A 25019-nucleotide genomic window follows, 5' to 3' on the forward strand; every position below is an offset into this window, starting at 1 on the left:
CCTCCCAGCCGCACCCCGTACCTTCGACCGTAGGTCGGCGATGATCAGCCGGACAGAACGCGAGCCGAACGCGCCCCCTTCCGCTCCCTCGGTTCACTCCGAGCGCCTGCCCGTAGGGGTGAATCGGCGGGTGGAGGTGGATACACCTTCTGAAGGGGGGACCTGTGGAGCGGCGGACCACCGTCCGCCGCTCCACAACAAGTCCCACGCCGCGCGGGCCGCCGAAGAGGCCGCCACGGGAGCGCCAACTCCCGCACCGCACAGGCGAACTGAGTGCGGGTCAGGAGAAGACGGCGAGACTCTTCGCCTTGCCCTTGGACTCCTCCGCGAGCACCAGGAACCGGCCCTCGGGCCCGAAGACGGCGACGGGCCCGGCGCCCGCGTACTCGTCCGGCATGTCGATCCGCACGCCGTTGGCGAGCAGCCGCGCCCGCTTCTCGTCGACGTCCCAGCGGGGGAACGCCGCGGTGGCCGCGTCGGCGACCGGCATCACCGTCAGCTCCTCCTGGAGCTGGTCGAGGGTCTTGGCCGAGTCCAGCTTGTACGGCCCGACACGGGTGCGGCGCAGCGCCGTGAGGTGGCCGCCGACGCCCAGGTCGGCGCCGAGGTCACGGGCGAGGGCGCGGATGTACGTACCGGAGGAGCAGACGACGGACACGACCAGGTCCAGGACGGGGGTGCCGTCTTCGGCGACCGCGTCCCGGATGTCGTACACCTGGAAGGAGGAGACCGTGACCGGCCGGGCCGGGATCTCGAAGTCCTCGCCCTGGCGGGCGCGCGCGTACGACCGCTTGCCGTCGATCTTGATGGCGCTGACCTTCGACGGGACCTGCATGATGGCGCCGGACAGCTTGGCGATGCCCGCGTCGACGGCGTCGCGCTTGACGCCGGAGGCGTCCGCGGACGAGGTGATCTCGCCCTCCGCGTCGTCCGTGACGGTGGCCTGGCCGAGGCGGATCGTGCCGAGATACTCCTTCTCGGTGAGCGCCAGGTGGCCGAGGAGCTTCGTGGCCCGCTCGACGCCGAGCACCAGGACACCCGTCGCCATCGGGTCGAGGGTGCCGGCGTGCCCGACGCGGCGGGTCTTCGCGATGCCCCGCATCTTGGCGACCACGTCGTGCGAAGTGAAGCCGGACGGCTTGTCGACGATGACAAGGCCGTCCGGCGTGGTGCTGCGCTTGGTCATTACGAGGCGTCGCCGTCCTTGTCGGCGGTGCCGCCCGCGGCGTCGGCGTCGACGTCGTCTTCGTCCTCGGGCTTGCGGTACGGGTCGGCGCCGCCCGCGAACTCGGCTCCCGCGGAGGCCTCACGGACCTTCGCGTCCGAGGCGCGCGCCCGGTCGAGGAGGTCCTCGATGGCCCGGGCGTTGTCCGGGAGGGCGTCCGCCACGAAGGTCAGCGTCGGCGTGAACTTCACGCCCGCCGCCCGGCCGACCTCGGAGCGGAGCACGCCCTTGGCGCTCTCCAGGCCCGCGGCCGCGGCCGCGCGCTCCTCGTCGTCCCCGTAGACCGTGTAGAAGACGGTCGCCTCCCGCAGGTCACCGGTGACCCGGGTGTCCGTGATGGTGACATGCGTGCCGAGCCGCGGGTCCTTGATCCCGCGCTGCAGCTTCTGGGCCACCACCTCTCGGATGAGGTCCGCCAGCCTCTTCGCCCGCGCGTTGTCGGCCACTGCTCCGTCTCCTTCTGTGCTGTGCTCGTCGCTGGTCGTTCAGATCGTTCAAGCGTCGTCGTCACCGTGGAAGCGCCGCCGTACGGACAACAGCTCCACTTCGGGCCGGGCGGCGACGAGCCGTTCGCACCGGTCCAGTACGTCCGTGATGTGCCCCGCGTCCCCCGAGACCAGCGCCAGGCCGATCTCGCTCCTGCGGTGCAGGTCCTGGTGGCCGACCTCCGCCGCGCTCACCGCGTACTTCCGCTGGAGTTCCGCCACGATCGGGCGAACGAGGGAGCGCTTCTCCTTCAACGAATGTACGTCGCCGAGGAGCAGGTCGAAGGACAGAGTCCCCACATACATATGTGTCCCGGATAACCCGCCGGTGCGGGATCGCGCCCCGCGCACGGTTGGCAGGGTCACCAGAACCGTACAACGCGGGGCGGGTCCGGCTCGACGGAGTTTCGCCCCAGACCCCGCTCCTGAAACGCCGGAGGGGCTGTCCATAGCCCGTCCGGCGTTTGAGGACGAGGCGCGAAGCGCCGAAAAGCGGGGGGAACGGGGGCGCAGCCCCCATAAAAGGGGCGGGGGTTGCCCGGGGAAAACTCCCCGGGCAACCCCCGTCCACAACCGCTAAGCCCGCGGCTTCTCGCGCATCTCGTACGTCGCGATGACGTCATCGACCTTGATGTCGTTGAAGTTGCCGAGGTTGATACCGCCCTCGAACCCTTCGCGGATCTCGGTGACGTCGTCCTTGAAGCGACGCAGGCCCTCGATGTTGAGGCTCTCCGCGATGACCTTGCCGTCGCGAAGCAGTCGGGCCTTGGTGTTGCGCTTGACCTCGCCGGAGCGGATGAGAACACCCGCGATGTTGCCCAGCTTGGACGAGCGGAAGACCTCGCGGATCTCCGCCGTGCCGAGCTCGACCTCTTCGTACTCCGGCTTGAGCATGCCCTTGAGGGCCGCCTCGATCTCCTCGATGGCCTGGTAGATCACCGAGTAGTAGCGGACGTCGACGCCCTCGCGCTCCGCCATCTGCGCGGCACGGCCTGCCGCGCGGACGTTGAAGCCGATGACGATGGCGTCGGAGCCCATGGCCAGGTCGATGTCCGACTCGGTGACCGCACCCACGCCGCGGTGCAGCACGCGGATGTCGACCTCCTCGCCGACGTCCAGCTGGAGCAGGGAGGACTCCAGGGCCTCGACGGAACCAGAAGCGTCACCCTTGATGATGAGGTTGAGCTGCTGGATCTCGCCGGCCTTGAGCACCTTGTCCAGGTCCTCGAGCGAGACACGGCGGACGCGCTTGGCGAACGCGGCGTTGCGCTCGCGGGCGGCGCGCTTCTCGGCGATCTGACGGGCCGTACGGTCCTCGTCGACGACCAGGAAGTTGTCGCCCGCGCCCGGGACGTTGGTGAGGCCCAGGACGAGGACCGGGGTCGAGGGACCCGCCTCTTCCACGGTCTCGCCCTTGTCGTCGAGCATCGCGCGGACTCGGCCGTACGCGTCGCCGGCGACCATCGTGTCACCGACGCGCAGCGTGCCGCGCTGGACCAGGACGGTCGCGACGGCGCCGCGGCCCTTGTCCAGGTGCGCCTCGATCGCGATGCCCTGCGCGTCCTGCTCCGGGTTGGCCCGCAGGTCGAGCGAGGCGTCGGCGGTGAGGACGACGGCCTCGAGCAGGGAGTCGATGTTGAGGCCCTGCTTGGCGGAGATGTCGACGAACATGGTGTCGCCGCCGTACTCCTCGGCCACCAGACCGAACTCGGTGAGCTGACCGCGCACCTTGGTCGGGTCCGCGCCCTCGACGTCGATCTTGTTGACCGCGACCACGATCGGCACGTCGGCCGCCTTGGCGTGGTTCAGCGCCTCGATCGTCTGGGGCATCACACCGTCGTTGGCCGCCACCACGAGGATCGCGATGTCGGTCGACTTGGCACCACGGGCACGCATGGCGGTGAACGCCTCGTGACCCGGGGTGTCGATGAAGGTGATCGCGCGGTCCTCGCCGTTGACCTCGGTGGCGACCTGGTACGCACCGATGTGCTGCGTGATGCCGCCGGCCTCGCCCGCGATGACGTTCGTCTTGCGGATGGCGTCGAGCAGTCGGGTCTTACCGTGGTCGACGTGACCCATGACGGTCACGACCGGCGGGCGGGACATGAGCGCCTCTTCGCCGCCCTCGTCCTCGCCGAACTCGATGGAGAACGACTCGAGCAGCTCGCGGTCCTCCTCCTCGGGGCTGACGATCTGAACGGTGTAGTTCATCTCGTCGCCGAGGAGCTGCAGCGTCTCGTCGGAGACGGACTGCGTGGCCGTGACCATCTCGCCGAGGTTCATCATCACCGCGACGAGCGACGCCGGGTTGGCGTTGATCTTCTCGGCGAAGTCGGTGAGGGAGGCACCACGCGACAGGCGAACGGTCTCGCCGTTGCCGCGCGGCAGCATCACGCCGCCGACCGACGGGGCCTGCATGGCCTCGTACTCCTGGCGCCTCTGCCGCTTCGACTTGCGACCGCGACGCGCGGGACCGCCGGGACGGCCGAAGGCGCCCTGCGTGCCACCACGGCCACCCGGACCACCGGGACGGCCACCGAAGCCGGGACGACCGCCGAAGCCGCCGCCACCACCGGGACGACCGGCACCGCCGCCGCCACCGGGACCACCCGGACGACCGGCGAAGCCACCGCCGCCACCGCCCGGACCACCGGGACGACCGGCGAAGCCGGGACGGCCACCGCCGCCGCCACCGGGACGACCGCCGCCACCGGGACCACGGCCACCGCCGGGGCCACCACCGGGACGCGGGCCCGCGGCGGGACGCTGCGGCATCATGCCCGGGTTCGGACGGTTTCCGCCGGGGGCTCCGCCCGGACGCGGCGCCTGCGGGCGCGGCATTCCGGCCGGGGACGGACGAGCGCCGCCCTGACCCTGCGGACGGGGACCACCCTGGCCGCCGCCCTGGCCCTGGCCCTGCGGGCGCGGGCCGCCGGGGGCACCCTGGCCGCCGGGGCGCGGGGCGCCGCCCGGACGGGGCGCCTGCGGGCGCGCCATGCCGGTGGAGCCGCCAGAGGTGAAGGGGTTGTTGCCCGGGCGCGGACCGGCCGGACGGCCGCCCGGACGCGGGGCGCCACCCTGGCCGCCGGGGCGCGGGGCACCCTGACGGTCGCCGCGGTCGCCGCCGCGCTGGCCCTGACCCTGGCCCTGGCCCTGGCCGGGGGCCGGACGGCCACCGGGCTTCGGGGCGCCGGGACGGGCGCCGGGACGCGGGCCCGCCGGGGCCGAGGACCCCGAGGAGGCAGCCGGAGCCGGGGCCGCCGGAGCGGCCGGCGGCGCGGTGAACTCGGGCGCGGCCGGAGCCGGAGCCGCCGGAGCGGGCTTCGGCGTCACGGGCTTGGGCGCGACCGGACCCGGGCGGGGGCCCGGAGCGGGCGCCGCGGCGGGCTTGTCGGCAGCGGCCGGCTTGGGCGCCGGCGGCTTGGGCGCGGCCGGCTTGGCGGCCTGCGCGGGAGAGGGTGCCGACGGGGTCGCCGGCTTGGGGGCGGCCGCCTTGCGGGGCGCGCCGGGCTTGGCGGCGGACTTGCCGTTGCCGCCACCCTGCTGCAATGCGTCAGTCAGTTTGCGTACTACGGGCGCCTCGATCGTCGAGGACGCCGAACGTACGAATTCACCGAGTTCTTGGAGCTTGGCCATGACGACCTTGCTCTCCACGCCGAACTCCTTGGCGAGTTCGTATACCCGGACCTTAGCCACTTCGCTCCTTTTAGGTCCGGGTTACGCCGGACCGTCGCTACTTCATGGGCGTACTCATCGCGTACTCATCGAGTGCTCATCGCAATCTCGACCTACTTCCAACTCGCGAGGTACCAGGGCCGCACGGGGATCCGCGCGGCGCTTCTTACGGTGTTGCCTGCTGGGCAACGGTCTCGGCTGTCTCGACATTCCGGCGCAGTTCCGCGGTGTCGAGCGGTCCCTGGGCCCGGAAGGCCCGCGGGAACGCCCGGCGGCGGAGCGCCAGCTCGAAACAGACCAGGGCGGGGTGTACATACGCACCCCGGCCGGGCAGCGTACCGCTTGGATCGGGGACGCAAACGCCCTCGATCGCCACGATGCGCAGCAGCTCACTCTTGGCCGCTCGCTCCCGGCACCCCACACAGGTGCGCTCAGGGCATGCTCGGGCATGCGTCCGGCCAGACACGCTTAAGTCTACCTCCCCGCACCGACCTCACCCCTTTGGGGCAAGAATCGAACGGATGTTGTCTTGATCAGTTCGGCAAACCCGGGAACCCGGGGTGATCAGCCCTCGGAGTCCCGCGCCGCGTGCTCGGGCAGCTCGGTGTCCGGCCGGATGTCGATGCGCCAGCCGGTGAGGCGGGCGGCGAGGCGGGCGTTCTGGCCCTCCTTGCCGATCGCCAGCGAGAGCTGGTAGTCCGGCACCGTCACGCGGGCGGAGCGGCCGGCCAGATCGACGATCTCGACCTTGCTGACGCGGGCCGGGGACAGCGCGTGCGCCACCATGTCGCCCGGGTCGTCCGACCAGTCCACGATGTCGATCTTCTCGCCGTTGAGCTCGGCCATGACATTGCGCACCCGGCTGCCCATGGGGCCGATGCAGGCGCCCTTGGCGTTCAGGCCCGAGCGGGTCGAGCGGACCGCGATCTTGGTGCGGTGCCCGGCCTCGCGCGCGATGGCGGCGATCTCCACGGACCCGTCGGCGATCTCCGGGACCTCGAGCGCGAACAGCTTCTTGACCAGGTTCGGGTGGGTGCGCGACAGCGTCACGGACGGGCCGCGCACGCCCTTGGCGACCCGCACCACGTAGCTGCGCAGGCGCATGCCGTGCCGGTACTCCTCGCCCGGCACCTGCTCCTGCACCGGCAGGATGGCCTCCAGCTTGCCGATGTCGACAAGGACGTTCTTCGGGTCGCGGCCCTGCTGGACGACACCGGTGACGATGTCGCCCTCGCGGCCCGCGTACTCGCCGAGGGTCGCGTCGTCCTCCGCGTCGCGCAGCCGCTGCAGGATGACCTGCTTGGCGGTGGTGGCGGCGATGCGGCCGAAATCGGACGGGGTGTCGTCGAACTCGCGGGGCTCCTGACCCTCCTCGAGGTCTTCGGGGTCCTCCTTCGCCCAGACCGTCACGTGACCGCTGTCACGGTCGAGCTTCACGCGCGCGTGGCGGCGGCTTCCCTCGGTGCGGTGGTAGGCGATGAGGAGGGCCGACTCGATCGCCTCGACCAGCAGGTCGAAGGAGATCTCCTTCTCCCGCACCAGACCTCGCAGGGCACTCATGTCGATGTCCACGGCTACGCCTCCTCCTCTTCCTTCACGTTCTTCTCGTCGTCGTTGTCGCTGCCGCCGACAGCGCCGTCTGCGCCGTCTGCGGACTTGCGGTTGAACTCCACCTCGACGCGCGCCTTGGCGATCTCCGCGAAGGCGAGCCTGCGGGCGGTGGGCTTGCGGCCCTTGACTCCGGGCACTTCGAGGTCCACGCCCTCGTCGTCGACCTTCAGGATCCGCGCGGTCAGCTCGCCACCCTCGGTGAGCTGGAACTTCGCGAGGCGTCCGATGGCGCGTACGTAGTGGCGCTGTTCCTTCAGGGGGCGCTCGGCGCCCGGGGAGCCGACCTCGAGCGTGTACTCGCCGTCGCCCATCGCGTCCGACTCGTCGAGCTTCGCGGAGAACTCGCGGCTCAGCTCGGCGATGCGGTCCAGATCCACGCCGTCGTCGGAGTCGACGACGACTCGCAGCACCCGCTTGCGTCCGACCGAGGCCACTTCGATCTCTTCGAGATCCAGGTCCTTCGAGCTGACGAGCGGTTCCAGCAGTTCTCGCAGCCTCTCGCTCTGGGTGGTGCTCATCCGGGTGACTCCTCGGCCGCGTGTGCTGTTGTGGGATCGTCGCGTGTCAGGTCAAAGGGTATCCGGTCGCGGAGGGTGTTGCCGTCCACCGCCGGGGCTCCGCACACCCCGGTACGAGCCGATCGCGCGTACGAGGACAGGGCGCAGGTACGGTGATCACCGGGCCCGCGCCCGCCCCTGCCGTCACCCGAGGGCACCGCCCTCCCCCGCACACACCCCGCGCTCCTGCCCGCCCCACCCTCACCCCCGCCCTCCCTGCCCTAGCGGCCAACCTTTCCGAGGACGTCTGCCGTGCCGTCGTATCTCACCCCTTCGTGGACCCGCCCGGGCCCGCGCCGAAGGAGCCTGCTGACCGGGGCCGCCGCCGCGGCCGGCACCACGCTGCTCGCCGGGTGCTCCGGCTCCGGCGACTCCCCCGGCGACGGACGCCCGTCCGCCGACGACCGGCTGCGCGCGCGTGCGGCGCGGGACAGCGCCGGGCTGCTGCGGCAGTACGACGCCGTGCTCGCGGCGCACGCTCCCCTGGCGGGGCGGCTGCGGCCGCTGCGGGCGGAGGTGGCGCGGCACGAGAAGGCGTTCGACGCGGACCCCGAGCCCGCGCCCGCCAAGTCCCCCAAGGCCCCCAAGGCTTCCGCCCCCGCCCCGGTGTCCGTCCCCGACGGCGAGCGGGACGCCCTGCGGTTCCTGGCCTCCGCGGAGCGGGAACTGTCCCGGCGGCGCGGCAAGCAACTCCTGGACGCGCCCGCCGAACTGGCCCGGCTGCTCGCGTCGGTCGCGGCGGCGGGCGCCGCGCACGCGTACCTGCTGACGGAGGACGACAAGTGAGCCGAGAGAGCCGCGCGGACGCGGACAGAAAAGCGGGCAGAGAGCCCGAGCTGAAGGCCCTGCAGGCGGCCCTGCGGGCCGAGCACGCGGCCGTGTACGGCTACGGCGTCGTGGGCGGTCGCATCGGCGACGAGCGGCGGGCGGAGGCGCGCACGGCGTACGACGCGCATCGCGCACGCCGTGACGAACTCCGGCGGACGGTACGCGGCCTCGGCGCCGACCCCGAGCCCTCCGCCGCCGCGTACGCCCTGCCGTTCCCGGTCCCCGACTCGGCAGCCGCCGTACGCCTCGCGGCCGAGTTGGAGGAGCGGGTCGCCGCGGTCTACTCCGACCTGGTCCGGGCGGCCGAGAGCGCCCGGCGCGGCACCGCGGCCGAGTCCCTCCGGGAGGCGGCGGTGCGGGCGGCACGCTGGCGCGGCGGGAGCGTAGCCTTCCCTGGGCTCGCGGAACGGTCCGGGGCGTCGGGGGACGGCGCTGGGGGCGCGTCACCGGGGGCGTGAGGGCGCTGTCGGGGTGAGCGGGTCTCGGGCGTGAGCACGCTGGCGGCGTGAGTGCGCCGTCGGTGTGAGCTCGCGTTCGGCGTGAGCGCGCCACCACGTACGTCCGCCCTCGGGCAGTCGGAACACGAACGCCTTCGGGCGACCGGGAAGGGAACACCTCGCGCATGGCTTTCGAACCGCCGCCGCGCCTCGTCCGTGCGCTCGGTGAGGCGACGCGCGACGCCGCCACCGACAACTGGCTGCACCGCCTGCCCGAACTCGCCGAGGAGGCCGTCGCACGGCACGGGCTGACCGTGGAGCGGGTGCAGGTGCCCGGTGGCCGCAGCAGCCTCGTCGTACTCGTCCAGACTCGCGAGGGTACGCCCGCCGTGCTCAAGCTGGTGCCGCCCCGATCGCGGCCCGACAGCGAGCGGGCTGCGCTCGCCCACTGGGGCGGGATGGGGGCCGCGCGGCTGCTCGACGCCGCCGACGGGGCGCTGCTCGTCGAACGGCTGCAGCGGGACGTGTCCGTACGGTCCCTGCCCGAGGCCAAGTCCATGCTGGAGGCGGCCGGGACCTTGCGGCGGCTGTGGGTGGCGCCGCCCGCCGGGCACCGGTTCGAGACCGTCGCCGAGCGGACGGGACGGCAGGCCGAGGCGATGGCCGCCTGCCCCGATCCGGACGCCCGGCCGCTCGTCGCCGCCGCTCTCGCCGCGCGCGACGAACTGCTCGGCTCCGTGCCCTCGGAGGGGGGCGGGCTGCTGCTGCACGGGACCTTCCGGCAGAGCAAGGTGCTCGCTGCCGAGCGGGTGCCGTGGCTGGCCGTGGGGCCCGATCCGGTCGTCGGGGAGGCCGCGTTCGACCTGGCTCGGCTTGTGCGGGACCGGGTGGAGGATCTGATCGCTTCGCCGTCGGGGGCGGCGGTTACGCGGCGGCGTGTGAAGCGGCTCGCCGAGTCGTTGGACGTCGATGCCGAGCGGTTGCGGGGGTGGACGTTGTTCCGGGCTGTCGAGTCCGGTGTGCGGGCACTTCGCGTGGGGCGGGAGCAGGACGCGGAGTTGCTGCTGGAGTTCGCGGGGTGGGTGTAGCCCTGCCGGGGGCTCTCCCCAACCCCGCCCCTTCCCGAAACCGGGGGCCGCGCCCCCGGCCCCCCCGCTGATCGGCGCTCCGCGCCTCGTCCTCAAACGCCGGACGGGGTGGAGGAGTGGGAGTCCCGGGCGCGTGGGACAAACCTCGCCGAATCACCCTTCGGCCTCGCCCTCAAGCGCCGGACGGGCTGGAGGAGTGGGGAGTCCCGGGTGGGCGGGACAGGCCTCCGCCGTATCGACGCTTCGCGCCTCGTCCTCAAACGCCGGACGGGCTCCAAAGGACCGGCAGACGTCACCGGCAGGTCGGCCACGCTCCCGCCGATCGGCCTCCGGCCTCGTCCTCAATCGCCGGACGGGCTGAGTGCTCACCGGCGCGCCAAAGCTTCAACCCGCCCCCCCTCAGCCCACCCCGGTGGAGTGGGGCGGGCGGGGAATCCCAGCTCATCGGATCGACCGGGCGGACTGGCAATCCAGCCCGTCCGGCGCTTGAGGACGAGCGCGGAGCGCGATCGGCGCAGGCCCGTCCCAGCCGTCGCTCCGGCGCCCTCCGGGCGGGATGGGGTGGGTGGGCGGGGAGAACCAGCCCGTCCGGCGCTTGAGGACGAGCGCGGAGCGCGATCGGCGCAGGCCCGTCCCAGCCGTCGCTCCGGCGCCCTCCGGGCGGGATGGGGCGGGTGGGCGGGGAGAACCAGCCCGTCCGGCGTTTGAGGACGAGCGCGGAGCGCGATCGGCGGTGCACCGGCCCGCCCGAGGACATGGGCCCAGGCCACCTGCGGACGTGGGGCCAGCCCACCCGAGGGCGCGGGGCCAGCCCACCCGAGGGCGCGGGCCCGGTCCACCCGAGGGCATAGATGCCCGGCCCACCCCAGGAAGTAGGTGCCCGGCCCTACCCCAGGGCCTGGGTGTCCGCGCCACCCCAGGACGTGGGTGTCCGGACCACCCGAGATCTGGGGGCCCGGCCCACCGGAAGAGGCGGGTGTGGCGAGCCCCGGTGCCGGGAGCCCCCGTCCCCTTACGCCGTGAGGCGAGCGATCGCGTCGGCGACCGACAGTTCCTCCCGCTCCCCCGTCCGGCGGTCCTTCAGCTCGACCACGCCGTCGGCGGACCTGCGGCCGGCGACCAGGATCGTGGGGACGCCGATGAGCTCGGCGTCGGTGAACTTGACGCCGGGCGAGACGCCGGCGCGGTCGTCGACGAGGACGCGTACGCCCGCGGCGTTCAGCTGCTCGGCGACGTCGAGGGCCAGCTCGGTCTGGACGGCCTTGCCGGCGGCGACGATGTGGACGTCGGCCGGGGCGATCTCCTTGGACCAGCACAGGCCCTGCTCGTCGGCGGTCTGCTCGACGAGCGCGGCGACGGCGCGGGAGACGCCGATGCCGTAGGAGCCCATGGTGACGCGGACGGGCTTGCCGTTCTGGCCGAGGACGTCGAGCTGGAAGGTGTCGGCGTACTTGCGGCCGAGCTGGAAGATGTGACCGATCTCGATCGCGCGGTCGAGCTTCAGACCGGCGCCGCAGGCGGGGCAGGGGTCGCCGGCCTCGACCACGACGACGTCCAGGTAGTCGTCGACCTCGAAGTCACGGCCGCAGACGACGTTGCGGGCGTGCGTGTCGGCCTTGTTGGCGCCGGTGATCCAGGAGGTGCCGGGCGCGACGCGGGGGTCGGCGATGTAGCGGACCTTCTCCAGGCCCTGGGGGCCGACGTAGCCGCGGACGAGGTCGTCGCGGCCCTCGAAGTCCTCGGCGGTGACGAGCTCGACCTCGGCGGGCGCGAGGTGCTCGCCGAGCTTGCCGAGGTCGACCTCGCGGTCGCCGGGCACGCCGACGGCGACGATCTCGCCGTCGACCTTGACGAGGAGGTTCTTGAGGGTGGCGGAGGCCGGGACGCCCAGGTGCTCGGCGAGGGTCTCGATGGTGGGGGTGTCGGGGGTGTCGAGTTCCTCGACGGCGGGGTGGCCGTCGGTGGACACCGGCTTGAGGGCGAAGGTGACGGCCTCGGTGTTGGCCGCGTAGTCGCACTCGGGGCAGTCGACGAAGGTGTCCTCACCTGCGGGGGCCGGGGCCAGGAACTCCTCGGAGGCGGAGCCGCCCATGGCGCCGGACACAGCGGACACGATGCGGTAGTCCAGGCCGAGGCGCTCGAAGATGCGCTGGTAGGCGGCGCGGTGCAGCGCGTACGCCTCGGCGAGGCCCTCGTCGGAGGTGTCGAAGGAGTACGAGTCCTTCATCTGGAACTCGCGGCCGCGCAGGACGCCCGCGCGCGGACGGGCCTCGTCGCGGTACTTGGTCTGGATCTGGTAGAGGATCACCGGCAGGTCCTTGTAGGACGAGCACTGGTCCTTGACGACCTGGGTGAAGATCTCCTCGTGGGTGGGGCCGAGGAGGTACTCGGAGCCCTTGCGGTCCTTGAGGCGGAACAGCAGGTCGCCGTACTCCTCGTAGCGCCCGCTGGCCTCGTAGGGCTCCTTGGGCAGCAGGGCGGGGAGCAGGACCTCCTGGCCACCGATGGCGTCCATCTCCTCGCGGACGACGCGGGCTACATTCTCGTAGACCTTCTTGCCGAGCGGCAGCCAGGTCCAGATGCCCGCGGCGGTCCTGCGAACGTATCCGGCGCGCACGAGCAGCTTGTGGTTGAGCGTCTCCGCGTCCGCCGGGTCGTCGCGCAGTGTCTTGACCATCAAACGGGACATGCGCTGGACCTGGGCCATGGTGATCTCCTGCTGCAAAGGGGTCCCCCTGCTCGAGCGAAGCCGAGAGCTTGGGGGCGGGTGATGGCCGCAGGTTAGCCGGGGCACGCGCGCACGCGGAAATCGATTCAGCCGCCGGGGCGCCGGAGCGGCAGTGGCGCGCCCATCACGGCGTACGGCTTGGGGGCGCTCGGGAAGAGCACGTTGCGGGCCAGGTCGGTGTAGCCGAGGGAGCGGTACAGGGCGCGGGCGGGGCTCTCGGTGTCGATGGCGGAGAGGATGGAGCGGGGTTCGGCGGCGGCGTCGGTGATGGTGGTGATGAGGGCGCGGCCGAGGCCGCGGTTCTGGTAGCCGGGGCGCACGTGCAGCTCGGTGATCACGAAGGAGTCGTCGAGCCAGCCCTCGAGGCCCCAGCCGCGCAGATAGGGCTCGACGACGGTGGACCACCAGTGCGCGCGGTCGTTGGGCATGCCGTAGACGAAGCCGACGAGCCGTCCGTCGCGGGTGGTCGCGCCGAGCGCCCGGGCGCCGGGGTGGGTGAGGTGCCGCAGGACGATCTGGCGGCGCACCGCGATCTCGTCGTCGCTGAGCCCGAAGGCGACGGCCTGCACGCGCAGTGCGTCGTCCACCCGCGCGGCCAGGTCGACCGGCCCGATCACGACGTCGTCAGTCATGCGCGAACCCTACTTCGCGGCACGTCGTGGCAGTACGGAGCGGGCGCGGCGGCCGGGCGCGAGCGACTGGATCAAGACGTGCGCGGGGGTGGCCGAGAGGGCGGTCGGGCTCCCGGGAGCCGCCGTGCGATCGGCGGCGTCGCGGGCCCAGAACAGCTCAGAACAGCTCGGAACAGCTCGGAACAGCTCGGAACAGCTCGGAACAGCTCGGAACAGCTCAGAAAAGCACGCTCATGAACGCCCCGACTTCCTTGAACCCCACCCGCCGGTAGGTCGCCCGTGCGGCCGTGTTGAAGTCGTTGACGTAGAGGCTGACGACCGGGGAGACGTCCGCGAGGGCGTACTTCAGGACGGCCGCCATGCCGGGGGCGGCGAGCCCCTGCCCCCGGTACTCGGGCGCGACCCAGACGCCCTGCACCTGGCAGGCGCGGTCCGTGGCGGCGCCGATCTCGGCCTTGAAGACGACGCGGCCGTCGGCGTCGATGCGGGCGAAGGAGCGGCCTGAGCCGACGAGTTCGGCGACCCGGGCCTGGTAGAGCAGGCCGCCGTCGCCTGCGAGCGGGGAGATGCCGACCTCCTCGGTGAACATCGCCACGCACGCCGGCATGATCGTCTCCATCTCGTCCTTGCGGACGCGGCGGACGTACGGATCGGGCGTGATGTCGTCGGGCAGCCGGTCGGTGACCATCAGGGGCTGCTGGGAGCGGACCTCGCGGGCGGGTCCCCAGGACGGTTCGAGCAGGCGCCACAGGCGGGCGGTGGGCTCGGCGGGGCCGACGATGGAGGAGCAGCGGCGTCCGGCCCTGCGGGCGCGGTCGGCGAAGCCGCGGACGGCGCGCGGGGTGGCGCAGATCGGGACGAGGTTGGCGCCCGCGTAGCACAGGGACTCCAGCATGCCGTCCTCGTACCAGCCCCACATCTCGCCGCCGAGGCGCCACGGGTCGAGGCCCGCGACGCGCACCCGGGCCGTGACGAAGGCGTTCGCGACCGGCTCGCGGTCGAGCACGGCGAGCGCGGCGTCCAGGTCACTCGGATCGAGGACCCTGGTGGTGGTCTGGGTCAACACGTGCGGGGGCCTCACCATACGGTCTGCTGATCTCCGCACTGTACCTGGCGAGGTTCCGCGACGCCGCCCGGTTACCGCGCAGGTCGCCGCCCGGCGGCCGGGCGGCGACCTGCGCGGTCAGCGGCGCCGCACGTGGCCGTGGCCGACCTGGATCTCGTCGATCTTGAGCTGGCGGTGGAAGTTGGGGGCGGTGGCCGCGGCCCAGGTGGTGCTGATGTCGAGCCTGAGCAGCCGGGTCCGGACGCCGTCGCCGAGGTCGATGAAGCGGATGCCGCGGGCGCTCTCCAGGACGCCCGTCTTGATCTGCTTCCACCGTCTGCCGTCGTCGCTGACGGACACGGTGTAGTCCTTGATGCGGGCGGAGTCCTCCGGCCTGCCGAAGGTCGAGCGGTTGTGGGTGGGTGACCACTCGCGCTGGTTGATGCCGAGGAACGCGGCCTTCTTCCGCTGGCCGAGGTCGAGCGTGACGGAGACGGGGAGGGTGCCCTTGTTGTCCGAGTACGTGGTGAAGTCGCCGTCGGTCAGGGCGGGGTCGTCGGCCTTGACGGAGCCGGTGGGGTAGTAGCCCTCGCGGCCGCGTTCGGTCTCGACCTTGAAGACGGTGTCGTACGCGTCCCAGTCCTCGATCGACCGGATGGTGAGGCGGCCGTCGCTCTGGGCGAACGGCAGCGTCTCGCCGGTGCGCAGGTCGGTGACGCGTTTGACGCGGTGGCCGTTGTCGCGCAGGCGGATCCGGTCGCCGGTGGTGGGGCGGGTGGTGACGTGGACGTACTGCGTGGTGGGCCTGGCGCGGCTGAGGGTGACGTAGCCGTACGCGCCGTCGTTCCACGTGCCCGGCTGCATGCCGCCGTGCAGGTAGCCGCCGCCGTCGACGCCGTGCAGGGACTCCCGGACGGGCGGCAGGTAGTCCTTCATGAAGTCGGTGAACTTCTGCTGCTGGGGCGGGAATCTCCCGTCGACCATGGCCTGGAGGTCCATGAGGGACTTGATGGACGTGCCCGAATTGGCCACGTAGCGGCCGACGTTGAGGCCGGTGTCGACCGGGCGGTCCTGGCCGTCGTACCACCAGGCGCCGGTGCTCGGCACCTTGTAGCAGGACTCGGTCAGGCGCGGCATGGGCGTCCAGATCGCCGAGGGCTGGTCGTAGGCCGGGGTCATGCCGGTCTTCTGCTCGTGGGACACCATGTCCATGGCCGCGGTGTCCTCGTTGTTGTTGCTCAGCGTCATGTCGGGGCGCTGCTCGCGGATCCGCTCGTAGAGCTTGTGCTGCTCCCAGTACTCGTTGTCGTTGTCGATCCAGAAGCCGGACAGCTCGGGGTAGTTGTCCATGACTTCGAAGAAGTTGTCGTAGCTGAACTCGCCGAAGCCAGGGCGCTGGGTGAGGTCGATGTCGCGGCCCTTGTGGGCGGAGTAGGCGGCCGAGTCGAGGGTCTCGACGCCCTGCTCGTCGTGCCACTTGGGGTCGTCGGTCATGTAGAGGATCGTCTTGACGCCCTTGGCCTCGCCCGCCTCGATCAGTTCGCCGAGGAAGTCGCGCTCGGTGGAGCAGGTGCCGGGGATGTCCGAGGGCCAGGGGCGGGCGTAGCCGAGGCGGGAGTGGAAGGTGGCGAGGACGATGTAGCTCGCGTCGAGCTTCTTGGCCTCGTCGACCCAGTAGTCGGGCGTCCAGCCGCCGTCGGTGACGGCCTTCTCCCAGGCCCGGCAGTCGTAGTGCTTGGGGCTGGTGAACATGCCCCAGTGCAGGAACAGCCCGGCGGTGGCGTTTCTGAGCGTGGACTGGCGGGGCGGGTCGGGGGCGGGCTTGTGGGGCTGCGCCGTGGAGGTGCCGGTGCCGGCGAGGAGCAGTCCGCCGAGGAGGGCGAGGACGGCGGCCCACAGGGGCAGGGATCTGGTGCGGGTGCGGCGCTTCGTGGCGGGTGTCATGGGTGGTGGACCTCGGTTCCGTTGACGAAGACCTTGCGGAGCGTGAGCTGGGGGGCGCCTTCGATCTCCTTGACGCTCTGGTCATCGGATGAATCACCGTCAGGGACGCGGCAGTCGAAGACGGCGGAGCCGGACGCCTTGACGGTGAAGGCAGGCCGCAGGCCATGGCTCTGAGGTGGCCCAACCTTGCGAGTCTTACGGAACACGGGGGCTCCCTCGGACATCGGCAGGGACGAGGCCGCCGCGAGGTAGCGCTTCCTCGATCCAGGTGCCCGAACAAGGTCCTGCCATACATCGGAGCTGTCAAGACGGTGCACTGGTGGAACCGCGAACGTGCAGTTCAACAGGGAGGGCGTCGGACCCGCCCTCGACCTCGGCGGCCGGGTCCAGGTCCCGCGCTCCCCCGGCCCGGGGAGTCCTGCCCGCGTCCGCGCGCTTGGCCGGGCACCGTGCGGCAACTGTGCCGCCGCTGCGCGGCGACTTCCTCCCACCCGCCCACCCGTGAAGGTTGGACCCGGGGGAACCCCTGGAAACCCGCGGCGGCTCCCGGCCAGGGAGCTGTGGGGGCCGGCGGCCAGGGGCCGTGGGGTCCGGGGAACCTCAGGAAAAGCCGATGCAGCCCCGCCCAGGAGCCGTCAGACCCGGTGGAGACGTCACGGGCGAGCGGGAAAACCGGCGTGCCATCGGCATCACCACCACAGCCGGACAGCCGCCAAATCACCCGCAGGCCCCGGGCCACACAACCCACCCGAGCCACCGGCCCCGGGGCACCACACTCGCCCCCGGCCGCACGTCCCACAGCCACGGGTGGGCGGGCGAAATCCCGCCGCGCCAGCGGCGGGCACCCCCACGGCGGGTCAGCCGCCGACGTGCCCGGGCCACCCGCCCGGCAGGGCACCCCGCACAAGGCCCAGGGGCCAGAACTAGCTGACCGAGACCTCGGGCTCGCCCGACATCACGCCGTCCTTCTCCATCTGTTCGGCGATCTTGAGGGCCTCTTCGATGAGGGTCTCGACGATCTTGGACTCGGGGACGGTCTTGATGACCTCGCCCTTGACGAAGATCTGGCCCTTGCCGTTGCCGGAGGCGACACCGAGGTCGGCCTCGCGGGCCTCGCCGGGGCCGTTCACGACGCAGCCCATGACGGCGACGCGGAGCGGGACCTCCATGCCGTCCAAGCCCGCGGTGACCTCTTCGGCGAGCTTGTAGACGTCGACCTGGGCGCGCCCGCAGGACGGGCAGGACACGATCTCCAGGCGGCGCTGCTTGAGGTTCAGGGACTCCAGGATCTGCATGCCGACCTTGACCTCCTCCGCGGGGGGCGCGGAGAGGGAGACGCGGATCGTGTCGCCGATGCCCTCGGAGAGCAGCGCGCCGAAGGCGACGGCCGACTTGATCGTGCCCTGGAAGGCGGGCCCGGCCTCGGTCACACCGAGGTGCAGGGGGTAGTCGCAGGCGGCGGCGAGCTGACGGTAGGCGTTGACCATGACGACGGGGTCGTTGTGCTTGACCGAGATCTTGATGTCCCGGAAGCCGTGCTCCTCGAAGAGGGACGCCTCCCACAGCGCCGACTCGACCAGCGCCTCGGGCGTCGCCTTGCCGTACTTCTTCAGGAGGCGGGCGTCCAGGGATCCCGCGTTGACGCCGATGCGGATCGGGGTGCCCGCGTCGCCCGCGGCCCGCGCGATCTCCTTGACCTTGTCGTCGAACTGCTTGATGTTGCCGGGGTTCACGCGCACCGCCGCACACCCGGCGTCGATCGCCGCGAACACGTACTTCGGCTGGAAGTGGATGTCGGCGATCACGGGGATCTGCGACTTGCGAGCGATCGTCGCGAGCGCGTCGGCGTCGTCCTGCGTGGGGCACGCCACCCGTACGATCTGGCACCCGGACGCCGTCAGCTCGGCGATCTGCTGCAACGTCGCCCCGATGTCCGACGTACGCGTCGTCGTCATCGACTGCACCGACACCGGCGCGTCCCCGCCGACAGCCACCGAACCGACCTGGATCTTGCGGCTGACCCGGCGGTCGGCGAGCTTGGTCGGTACGGACGGGATTCCGAGAGAAACGGCAGTCATCTGGCGTGCATCCCCAAGGTGTGGATCAAGGTCCCGAGTTCGGCGGGCACCGGTCTTCGCGGCGTCGCCACCCGATCGCGGCTTCGCTGCTACATCGCTCATTCGCGGGTTCGAGGTTACGGCACCCCGCAGGGCTCGAGCACATCCCGCCCCGATGTCCACCCATTGGCGGGCGGCCTCGCACACACAGCGGCGGCCGGCCACACATGGTGCCCGACCGCCGCAAACATCACGTGTCTAGGAAATTCTCACCGGGTTAACCACATCCGCGATGAGCACCAGAATGGTGAAGCAGATGAAGATCCCTGCGACGACGTAGGCGACGGGCATCAGCTTCGCCACGTCGAAGGGGCCGGGGTCCGGCCGCCGGAACACCTTCGCCACGTTGCGGCGCAGCGACTCCCACAGTGCACCCGCGATGTGCCCGCCGTCCAGCGGCAGCAGCGGCAGCATGTTGAACAGGAACAGCGACAGGTTGAACCCGGCGAGCAGGAACAGCATCATCGCGATCTGGTTCTCCGGCGGGATGTCCAGGGTGAACACCTCACCGCCGACGCGGGCCGCGCCGACGACGCCCATGGGCGAGTCCTGCTTGCGGTCGCCGTCGCCGAAGGCCGCGTCCCACAGGTCGGGGATCTTCGAGGGCAGCGCCACGATGGACTCGACGCCGTTCTCCATCATGTTGCCCATGCGGTCCACGGACTGGCCGAAGGACTGCTGGACGATGCCGGAGGCGGGCGTGAAGCCGAGGAACCCGGCGTAGACGTACTTGCCCTCGACGTAGCCGCCGTCGCCGTCGGTCTTGCTGACCTGGTTCTTGATCAGGTTGGCGTGCAGGTCGAGGCGCTTGCCGTCGCGCTCGACGGTGAGCGTCGCGGGGCCGACGGTCTCGCGGATCTTCGACTGGAGCGCGGACCAGTCGCCCACGTCCTTGCCCTGGAAGGCGACGATCTTGTCACCGGCCTTGAGGCCCGCGGCCTTGGCGGGGGCGGGCTTGTCGCCCTTCGCGCAGGTGTTGCGGTTCTGGCTGGCCTCGATGACGCAGTCGGAGACCTTGCCGACCGACGTCGTCTGCGTACTGATGCCGAAGGTCATCATCACGCCGAGGAAGATCACGACGGCCAGGATGAGGTTCATGAAAGGCCCGGCGAACATCACGATCACGCGCTTCCAGGGCTTGCGCGTGTAGAACAGGCGGCTCTCGTCGCCCGGCTTGAGCTCCTCGAAGGCCGCGGAGCGGGCGTCCTCGATCATGCCGCGCCAGGGCGAGGTGGAGCGTGCCTCTATCTTCCCGTCCGGTCCCGGCGGGAACATGCCGATCATGCGGATGTAGCCGCCGAGCGGGATGGCCTTGATGCCGTACTCGGTGTCGCCCTTCTTGCGCGAGAACAGCGTCGGGCCGAAGCCGACCATGTACTGGGGCACCCGGATGCCGAACATCTTCGCGGTCGACAGGTGGCCCAGCTCGTGCCAGGCGATCGAGAACAGCAGCCCGATCACGAAGACGACTATGCCGAGGATCATCATCAAGGTCGTCATGCACGAGCCTCCGCGGTCGTCTGGTTCCCCGTCGTCGACGAGGTGGTCGTGGCCGTCAGTTCACGGGCCCGGGCGCGCGCCCAGGTCTCCGCTTCGAGGACGTCCGCCACGGTAAGCGAGGTTCCCGCGCGCGGTGTGCCGTGTTCGGCGACGACCTGGGTCACGGTCTCCATGATGCCGTTGAAGGGCAGCGCGCCCGCCAGGAAGGCGTCCACGCACTCCTCGTTGGCGGCATTGAACACCGCCGGGGCCGTGCCCGCGAGCTCCCCGACGTGCCGGGCGAGCCCGACCGACGGGAACGCCTCGGTGTCGAGCGGGAAGAACTCCCAGGTCGAGGCCTTGGACCAGTCGAAGGCGGGGGCCGCGTCCGGGACCCGCTCGGGCCAGCCGAGCCCGATCGCGATGGGGCCGCCCATGTCGGGCGGCGTCGCCTGCACGATCGTCGAGCCGTCGACGTACTCGACCATGGAGTGCACGTACGACTGGGGGTGCACGACGACCTCGATGCGGTCGAAGGGGATGTCGTACAGGAGGTGCGCCTCGATGACCTCAAGGCCCTTGTTGACCAGCGTCGCGGAGTTCACGGTGATGACCGGGCCCATGGCCCACGTGGGGTGCGCGAGCGCCTCCTCGGGGGTGACGTGCGCCAGATCGGCCTTGCTCCGGCCCCGGAAGGGCCCGCCGGACGCGGTCACGACGAGCTTGCGGACGTCGGCGCGGGTGCCCGCGGCGAGCCCCTGGAACAGCGCGGCGTGCTCGGAGTCGACCGGGATGATCTGGCCGGGCTTGGCGAGCGCCTTGACCAGGGGGCCGCCGACGATCAGCGACTCCTTGTTGGCCAGCGCGAGCGTGTGGCCCGCCTCCAGGGCGGCGAGGGTGGGGGCGAGGCCGATGGAGCCGGTGATGCCGTTGAGGACCGTGTGGCAGTGGGCCGAGTCGGTCGCGGCGAGCTGCGTGGCCGCGTCCGGGCCCGCGACGATCTCGGGCAGCGGCTCTCCGGCGCCGTACTCCTCGCGCAGTGCCTCGCGCAGTGCCGGTACGACGTCCTCGCGGGCGACCGCGACGGTCCGCACGCGCAGCTTCCTGGCCTGCTCGGCGAGGAGCGCGACGCGGCCGCCCGCGGCGGACAGGGCCGTGACGCGGAAGCGGCCGGGGTTGCGCAGCACCAGGTCGATGGCCTGGGTGCCGATCGAACCCGTGGAGCCGAGGATGACGATGTCCCGCGGTTCTTCGGTCCCGACGGGGTCGAAGACGAGGTGCGGGTCGGCGAGGGGGGCAGGGCTTTCGCTCATGCCCCCATTGTGGCCGTAGCGGGGCCGGGATCCGACAGCGCCTCTCGGCTCGCGCCGCGCCCTCGCGGGGGCGCCCCGGTCCCGCCCCTTCTCCGAAACCGGGGGCTGCCGCCCCCTGGACCCCAGCTATCGGCGCTCCGCGCCTCGTCCTCAAACGCCGGACGGGCTGAAACTCACCGGCACATCTTCCAGCCCCTCCGGCGTTTGGGCCTGGGGCGTCTCAGCGGATGGGGCGGTGGACGTTCTCCCGTGTGCTCGCGCCCGGCGTCGCGTCCGCGATCCACGGGCCGTCCCCGCTGGGGTCGATGACGCCCTGCTCCAGCCAGGTGTACGTACCCGAGAGGACGCCCTTGACCACCCGGCGGTCCAGGTCGTCGGTGTTGGTCCACAGACGGCCGAAGAGTTCGTCGACGCGGATGCGGGACTGGCGGCAGAAGGCATCGGCGAGCTGGTAGGCCTCACGGCCGTGGGCCTCGGTGGTGCGCAGGAGTTCGGCGCGCACGCAGGCCGCGCTCATCGCGAACAGCTCCGCGCCGATGTCGACGATCCGGCCGAGGAAGCCCTGCTTGGTCTCCATCCGGCCCTGCCAGCGGGACATGGCGTAGAACGTGGAGCGGGCCAGCTTGCGGGCCGAGCGCTCGACGTACCGCAGATGGGCCGCGAGGTCCGCGTGCCCGGCCGGGTGGAAGTCGGCGTACGTACGCGGGAGTTGACCGGGCCCGGCGACGAGCTTGGGCAGCCAGCGGGCGTAGAAGACGCCGGCCGCGGCCCCGGCGCGGGCCTTGTCGGAGAGGGTCTTCTCGGGGTCGATCAGATCCCCCGCGACCTTCAGATGGGCGTCGACGGCCTCGCGGGCGATCAGCAGGTGCATGATCTCCGTGGAGCCCTCGAAGATGCGGTTGATGCGCAGGTCGCGCAGGATCTGCTCGGCGGGCACGGCCCGCTCGCCGCGCGCGGCGAGGGACGCGGCGGTCTCGAAGCCTCGGCCGCCGCGGATCTGCACCAGCTCGTCGGCCATCAGACAGGCCATCTCGGAGCCGTACAGCTTGGCGAGGGCGGCCTCGATGCGGATGTCGTTGCGGTCCTCGTCGGCCATCTGCGAGGACAGGTCGAGGACGGCCTCCAGGGCGAAGGTGGTCGCGGCGATGAAGGAGATCTTCGAGCCGACGGCCTCGTGGTACGCGACGGGCTTGCCCCACTGTTCGCGCGCGGCCGACCACTCGCGGGCGATCTTCAGGCACCACTTGCCCGCGCCGACGCACATCGCGGGCAGCGAGAGGCGGCCGGTGTTGAGGGTGGTGAGGGCGATCTTCAGGCCCGCGCCCTCGGGGCCGATGCGGTTGGCGGCGGGGACGCGCACCCGGTGGAAGCGGGTGACGCCGTTCTCCAGGCCGCGCAGGCCCATGAACGCGTTGCGGTTCTCGACGGTGACGCCTTCGGACGCGGCCTCGACGACGAAGGCCGTGATCCCGCCCTTGTGGCCCTCGGACTCGGGCACCCGCGCCATCACGACGAGCAGGTCGGCGACCACGCCGTTGGTGGTCCAGAGCTTCACGCCGTCCAGGACGTAGTCGTCGCCGTCGGGGACGGCGGAGGTGGCGAGACGGGCCGGGTCGGAGCCCACGTCCGGCTCGGTGAGCAGGAACGCGGAGATGTCCGTGCGGGCGCAGCGCGGCAGGAACGCGTCCCGCTGCTCCTGGGTGCCGAACAGCTTCAGGGGCTGCGGTACGCCGATCGACTGATGGGCGGAGAGCAGCGCGCCGATCGCGGGGTTGGCGGAACCGACGAGCGCGAGCGCCTTGTTGTAGTACACCTGCGTGAGGCCGAGCCCGCCGTACTTGGTGTCGATCTTCATGCCGAGCGCGCCGAGCTCCTTGAGGCCGTTGACCACCTCGTCCGGGATCAGCGCCTCGCGCTCGATGCGGGCCGAGTCGATCTTCGTCTCGCAGAAGTCGCGCAGCTTGGCCAGGAACTCCTCGCCGCGCTGGGCCGCCTCGTCGGTGGGCAGCGGGTGCGGGTGGACCAGGTCGAGCCGGAAACGGCCCAGGAACAGTTCCTTGGCGAAGCTGGGCTTGCGCCAGTCCTGCTCGCGGGCGGCCTCGGCGACCTGCCTGGCCTCACGTTCGGAAACCTTGGGCTCTGTGGAGTGTGGTGCGGACAAGAGGCTCACCTCGCCGCGAGTCGGGGTCGGGACCGATCTTGGACCGGACAGAACCGGATCATGGTTACTCACCGGTGCTACTCGATCGTTCGTACCCGATTCCCGGCATTCCCACCAGCCCTCGCGCAGCGAACGCGCCAGAACGGCCGGAGCCCCCGCACAGCGGGCTCCGGCCGTTCTCCGGGCGGGAGGGGTGCCTACAGCTCGATGCCCGTCAGGACCATCACGCGCTCGTACGTGTAGTCGTCCATGGCGAAGCGGACGCCCTCGCGGCCGACGCCGGACTGCTTCACACCGCCGTAGGGCATCTGGTCCGCGCGGTAGGAGGGCGCGTCGCCGATGACGACGCCGCCGACCTCCAGGGCGCGGTGGGCGCGGAAGGCGGCCTGCAGGTCGTGGGTGAACACGCCCGCCTGGAGGCCGTACTTGGAGTCGTTGACGGCGTCGTACGCGGCCTGCTCGCCGTCGACCTTCGTCACCGTCATGACGGGGCCGAAGACCTCCTCGCAGGCGATCGTGACATCGGCCGGTACGTCGACGAGGACGGTCGGCGCGTACGTGGCGCCGTCGCGCTTGCCGCCGGTCAGGAGCTGGGCGCCGGCCCGCACGGCCTCGTCGACCCAGGACTCCACGCGCTTGGCCGCGTCCTCGTTGACCAGCGGGCCGACGTCGGTCTTCGGGTCGGACGGGTCGCCGGTGACCTGGCCCTCGACCGCCTTCACGATCTTCGGGAGCAGCCGGTCGTACACCGATGCGTCCGCGATCACCCGCTGCACGGAGATGCAGGACTGGCCGCCCTGGTAGTTGGAGAAGGTCGCGACGCGCGCGGCGACCCAGTCCAGGTCGGCCTCGGAGGAGAAGTCGCCGAGGACGACCGCGGCGCCGTTGCCGCCGAGCTCCAGGGTGCAGTGCTTGCGCGGCACCGAGTCCATGATCGCGTAGCCGACCTTCTCGGAGCCGGTGAAGGAGACGACCGGAAGCCGCTCGTCCTGCACGAGCGCGGGCATCTTGTCGTTCGCGACCGGAAGCACCGACCACGAGCCCGCGGGCAGCTCGGTCTCGGCGAGCAGCTCGCCGATCAGCAGGCCCGACAGCGGGGTCGCGGGGGCGGGCTTCAGGATGATCGGCGTGCCGACGGCGATGGCCGGGGCGACCTTGTGGGCGCACAGGTTCAGCGGGAAGTTGAACGGCGCGATACCGAGGACGACGCCCTTGGAGAAGCGGCGGGTGAAGGCGAGGCGGCCCTGGCCGCCGGCGTCCGTGTCCAGACGCTGGGCCTCGCCGCCGTTGAAGCGGCGGGCCTCCTCGGCGGCGAAGCGGAACACGGAGACGGCGCGGCCGACCTCGCCGCGCGCCCACTTGATCGGCTTGCCGTTCTCGGCGGAGATCAGCTGCGCGATCTCCTCGGTGCGCTCGACGAGGCGGCGGCTCACGTGGTCGAGGGCGGCGGCGCGGACGTGCGCCGGGGTCGCGGCGAACTCGTCGCGCACGGCGTAGGCGGCCGCGACGGCCTCCTCCACCTGCGCGTCGGTGGGCACGGCCGCCTTGCCGACGAGGCGCCCGTCCCAGGGCGAGGTGACGTCGAGCGTGGTCTCACCGGTGGTCTGGCGACCGGCGAGCCAGAAGGCGTGGATGGAAGTCATGAGAATCCCGGCCCTTCCGCGGAGGTTCGTTCGTCTTCGGGGGTACGGGGT

20 protein-coding genes are annotated in these 25019 nt (G+C 71.6%); 3 read left to right on the plus strand and 17 right to left on the minus strand.

The annotated features are described in order from the left end of the window. Positions 1-280: 280 nt before the first annotated feature. The 7 genes from truB to rimP all read right to left on the minus strand — a co-directional run bounded on the left by truB (position 281) and on the right by rimP (position 7514). Entirely contained in the window at positions 281-1186 is a 906-nt protein-coding gene (gene truB, locus ACZ6BG_RS07215; RefSeq protein WP_468451814.1) for a tRNA pseudouridine(55) synthase TruB, read from the minus strand. Continuing rightward, positions 1186-1671, minus strand: a complete 486-nt coding sequence (gene rbfA / locus ACZ6BG_RS07220; RefSeq protein ID WP_468998110.1) for a 30S ribosome-binding factor RbfA — start codon at positions 1669-1671, stop codon at positions 1186-1188. Before rbfA ends, truB begins: the two co-directional genes overlap by 1 nt. 48 nt (positions 1672-1719) lie before the next feature. Next, positions 1720-2016, minus strand: a complete 297-nt coding sequence (locus ACZ6BG_RS07225; protein ID WP_385710607.1) for a DUF503 domain-containing protein — start codon at positions 2014-2016, stop codon at positions 1720-1722. Positions 2017-2286: 270 nt separating this feature from the next. Then, positions 2287-5406: a translation initiation factor IF-2 gene (gene infB, locus ACZ6BG_RS07230; RefSeq protein ID WP_468998112.1), complete on the minus strand. Its 3120-nt coding sequence runs from the start codon at positions 5404-5406 to the stop codon at positions 2287-2289. A gap of 145 nt (positions 5407-5551) precedes the next feature. Then, positions 5552-5851: a YlxR family protein gene (locus tag ACZ6BG_RS07235; RefSeq protein WP_468998116.1), complete on the minus strand. Its 300-nt coding sequence runs from the start codon at positions 5849-5851 to the stop codon at positions 5552-5554. A 98-nt stretch (positions 5852-5949) separates the two neighbouring features. Next, on the minus strand, positions 5950-6957 hold the full coding sequence (gene nusA / locus ACZ6BG_RS07240) for a transcription termination factor NusA (RefSeq protein ID WP_468451824.1): 1008 nt from the start codon (positions 6955-6957) through the stop codon (positions 5950-5952). A 2-nt stretch (positions 6958-6959) separates the two neighbouring features. Further along, positions 6960-7514 (minus strand): ribosome maturation factor RimP, encoded by a 555-nt coding sequence (gene rimP, locus ACZ6BG_RS07245; RefSeq protein ID WP_468998122.1) that lies wholly within the window; start codon positions 7512-7514, stop codon positions 6960-6962. A gap of 291 nt (positions 7515-7805) precedes the next feature. Here rimP and ACZ6BG_RS07250 point away from each other — a divergent pair, with 291 nt between their 5' ends. The 3 genes from ACZ6BG_RS07250 (at position 7806) to ACZ6BG_RS07260 (ending at position 9906) form a co-directional block, all read left to right on the plus strand. Then, positions 7806-8339, plus strand: coding sequence for a hypothetical protein (locus ACZ6BG_RS07250; RefSeq protein WP_468998125.1), 534 nt, complete (start codon positions 7806-7808; stop codon positions 8337-8339). After that, on the plus strand, positions 8336-8839 hold the full coding sequence (locus ACZ6BG_RS07255; RefSeq protein ID WP_468998128.1) for a ferritin-like domain-containing protein: 504 nt from the start codon (positions 8336-8338) through the stop codon (positions 8837-8839). The genes ACZ6BG_RS07250 and ACZ6BG_RS07255 overlap by 4 nt, the downstream gene beginning before the upstream one ends. A gap of 164 nt (positions 8840-9003) precedes the next feature. Further along, positions 9004-9906, plus strand: coding sequence for an aminoglycoside phosphotransferase family protein (locus ACZ6BG_RS07260; protein WP_468998130.1), 903 nt, complete (start codon positions 9004-9006; stop codon positions 9904-9906). A gap of 1012 nt (positions 9907-10918) precedes the next feature. Here the strand turns inward: ACZ6BG_RS07260 and ACZ6BG_RS07265 are convergent. The 10 genes from ACZ6BG_RS07265 to ACZ6BG_RS07310 all read right to left on the minus strand — a co-directional run bounded on the left by ACZ6BG_RS07265 (position 10919) and on the right by ACZ6BG_RS07310 (position 24968). Beyond that, positions 10919-12613 carry a proline--tRNA ligase gene (locus ACZ6BG_RS07265; protein WP_468998132.1) on the minus strand — a complete coding sequence of 565 codons (1695 nt, stop codon included), beginning with the start codon at positions 12611-12613 and terminating at the stop codon, positions 10919-10921. 107 nt (positions 12614-12720) lie between these two features. Then, positions 12721-13266, minus strand: coding sequence for a GNAT family N-acetyltransferase (locus ACZ6BG_RS07270; protein ID WP_468998133.1), 546 nt, complete (start codon positions 13264-13266; stop codon positions 12721-12723). A 217-nt stretch (positions 13267-13483) separates the two neighbouring features. Continuing rightward, on the minus strand, positions 13484-14332 hold the full coding sequence (locus ACZ6BG_RS07275) for a GNAT family N-acetyltransferase (protein WP_468451832.1): 849 nt from the start codon (positions 14330-14332) through the stop codon (positions 13484-13486). Positions 14333-14449: 117 nt separating this feature from the next. Beyond that, a complete protein-coding gene (locus ACZ6BG_RS07280) occupies positions 14450-16255 on the minus strand; it encodes an alpha-L-fucosidase (RefSeq protein ID WP_468998136.1) in 1806 nt (601 codons plus the stop codon). Next, positions 16252-16461, minus strand: coding sequence for a hypothetical protein (locus ACZ6BG_RS07285; RefSeq protein ID WP_468998139.1), 210 nt, complete (start codon positions 16459-16461; stop codon positions 16252-16254). The genes ACZ6BG_RS07280 and ACZ6BG_RS07285 overlap by 4 nt, the downstream gene beginning before the upstream one ends. A gap of 717 nt (positions 16462-17178) precedes the next feature. After that, on the minus strand, positions 17179-18333 hold the full coding sequence (gene ispG, locus ACZ6BG_RS07290; protein ID WP_468998143.1) for a flavodoxin-dependent (E)-4-hydroxy-3-methylbut-2-enyl-diphosphate synthase: 1155 nt from the start codon (positions 18331-18333) through the stop codon (positions 17179-17181). Between the two features lie 237 nt (positions 18334-18570). Beyond that, positions 18571-19872 carry a M50 family metallopeptidase gene (locus tag ACZ6BG_RS07295; protein ID WP_385710579.1) on the minus strand — a complete coding sequence of 434 codons (1302 nt, stop codon included), beginning with the start codon at positions 19870-19872 and terminating at the stop codon, positions 18571-18573. Continuing rightward, positions 19869-21164: a 1-deoxy-D-xylulose-5-phosphate reductoisomerase gene (dxr, locus tag ACZ6BG_RS07300; RefSeq protein ID WP_468998146.1), complete on the minus strand. Its 1296-nt coding sequence runs from the start codon at positions 21162-21164 to the stop codon at positions 19869-19871. The genes ACZ6BG_RS07295 and dxr overlap by 4 nt, the downstream gene beginning before the upstream one ends. A gap of 220 nt (positions 21165-21384) precedes the next feature. Beyond that, positions 21385-23334 carry an acyl-CoA dehydrogenase family protein gene (locus ACZ6BG_RS07305; RefSeq protein ID WP_468998149.1) on the minus strand — a complete coding sequence of 650 codons (1950 nt, stop codon included), beginning with the start codon at positions 23332-23334 and terminating at the stop codon, positions 21385-21387. Between the two features lie 188 nt (positions 23335-23522). Next, positions 23523-24968, minus strand: coding sequence for an aldehyde dehydrogenase family protein (locus tag ACZ6BG_RS07310; RefSeq protein WP_468998151.1), 1446 nt, complete (start codon positions 24966-24968; stop codon positions 23523-23525). Positions 24969-25019 lie beyond the last annotated feature (51 nt).

The sequence above is a fragment of the Streptomyces sp. NPDC041205 genome, from assembly GCF_055591765.1.

What these genes read in the sequence shown, in the direction of transcription:
- ACZ6BG_RS07260 (WP_468998130.1), top strand. Translation starts at nt 9,004, where the DNA reads ATGGCTTTCGAACCGCCGCCGCGCCTCGTCCGTGCGCTCGGTGAGGCG.
- ispG (WP_468998143.1), bottom strand. Translation starts at nt 18,333, where the DNA reads ATGACTGCCGTTTCTCTCGGAATCCCGTCCGTACCGACCAAGCTCGCC.
- ACZ6BG_RS07310 (WP_468998151.1), bottom strand. Translation starts at nt 24,968, where the DNA reads ATGACTTCCATCCACGCCTTCTGGCTCGCCGGTCGCCAGACCACCGGT.
- truB (WP_468451814.1), bottom strand. Translation starts at nt 1,186, where the DNA reads ATGACCAAGCGCAGCACCACGCCGGACGGCCTTGTCATCGTCGACAAG.
- ACZ6BG_RS07280 (WP_468998136.1), bottom strand. Translation starts at nt 16,255, where the DNA reads ATGACACCCGCCACGAAGCGCCGCACCCGCACCAGATCCCTGCCCCTG.
- ACZ6BG_RS07265 (WP_468998132.1), bottom strand. Translation starts at nt 12,613, where the DNA reads ATGGCCCAGGTCCAGCGCATGTCCCGTTTGATGGTCAAGACACTGCGC.
- rimP (WP_468998122.1), bottom strand. Translation starts at nt 7,514, where the DNA reads ATGAGCACCACCCAGAGCGAGAGGCTGCGAGAACTGCTGGAACCGCTC.
- dxr (WP_468998146.1), bottom strand. Translation starts at nt 21,164, where the DNA reads ATGAGCGAAAGCCCTGCCCCCCTCGCCGACCCGCACCTCGTCTTCGAC.
- ACZ6BG_RS07270 (WP_468998133.1), bottom strand. Translation starts at nt 13,266, where the DNA reads ATGACTGACGACGTCGTGATCGGGCCGGTCGACCTGGCCGCGCGGGTG.
- ACZ6BG_RS07295 (WP_385710579.1), bottom strand. Translation starts at nt 19,872, where the DNA reads ATGACGACCTTGATGATGATCCTCGGCATAGTCGTCTTCGTGATCGGG.
- ACZ6BG_RS07225 (WP_385710607.1), bottom strand. Translation starts at nt 2,016, where the DNA reads ATGTATGTGGGGACTCTGTCCTTCGACCTGCTCCTCGGCGACGTACAT.